A 713-nucleotide genomic window follows, 5' to 3' on the forward strand; every position below is an offset into this window, starting at 1 on the left:
AATTTCACGTAAATGATTTGGTTTGGTGGTGGTGGTGGTACGTGGATACACGCCCCAAAATACGGCACCAACAAAAATTCCGTCACCGTGTTGGCATCTCCCTCAAGAGGAATCACGAAGCCAGGGATTTTGACCTGACTGCCATTGAGTTCTGGTCTGACGTTACCGATGTTTGATTGCTGCGCCGCGCCCCCACTGTGATCACATGCGGGCATCCCCACGCTGTCGAACAGCTTACGTTCCGCTTCAGGAACCAGATCGATCCAGTCGAGCGTTAATGGCTCATCACTCGCCATGACCGGCGTCGTAAATGCAATCGCGAGTAAGCAACTGGCTAAAACTTTTTTCCACATCGTTAGATCCTTATGGTCATTCCGTCACTGAGTGACTGTCTGTAGGCGCGGAATGCTGGAATAAAACCAATCACAATACCGGCGCATTGTACAAAGCTAAGCAGCATCCATTCGTACGCAGAAAGCGTGCTTAACGTGAGATTTATACCGTAGTGTTGTTGAATTAGGGGCTGAAGTAGGGCGAGTATCGCATACAGCCCCAAAACGCCGGTGACGATACCTGCTGCTGTGAGTAAACTCGCTTCACTAATGAGCAGAGAAAAAACGTGGCGTGGGCGCGCTCCCATAGCGCGTAAAATGGCCATTTCTCGACGTCGTTCTTGTAAGCTGGTCAGTAGGCTGCTTAACATGCCGAGTAAA

General features: G+C 50.2%; 2 protein-coding genes. Both read right to left on the minus strand.

Going from position 1 to position 713, the window contains the following annotated elements; translation table 11 throughout:
- Positions 1 to 353 (minus strand): DUF3299 domain-containing protein (locus R7E78_RS26585; protein ID WP_318058670.1); only part of this gene is annotated, 353 nt, incomplete at its 3' end.
- Between the two features lie 2 nt (positions 354 to 355).
- Positions 356 to 713, minus strand: a 358-nt coding sequence (locus tag R7E78_RS26590; protein WP_029798946.1) for an ABC transporter permease, incomplete at its 5' end; no start/stop codon positions are given.

The sequence above is a fragment of the Vibrio sp. YT-19(2023) genome, from assembly GCF_033337395.1.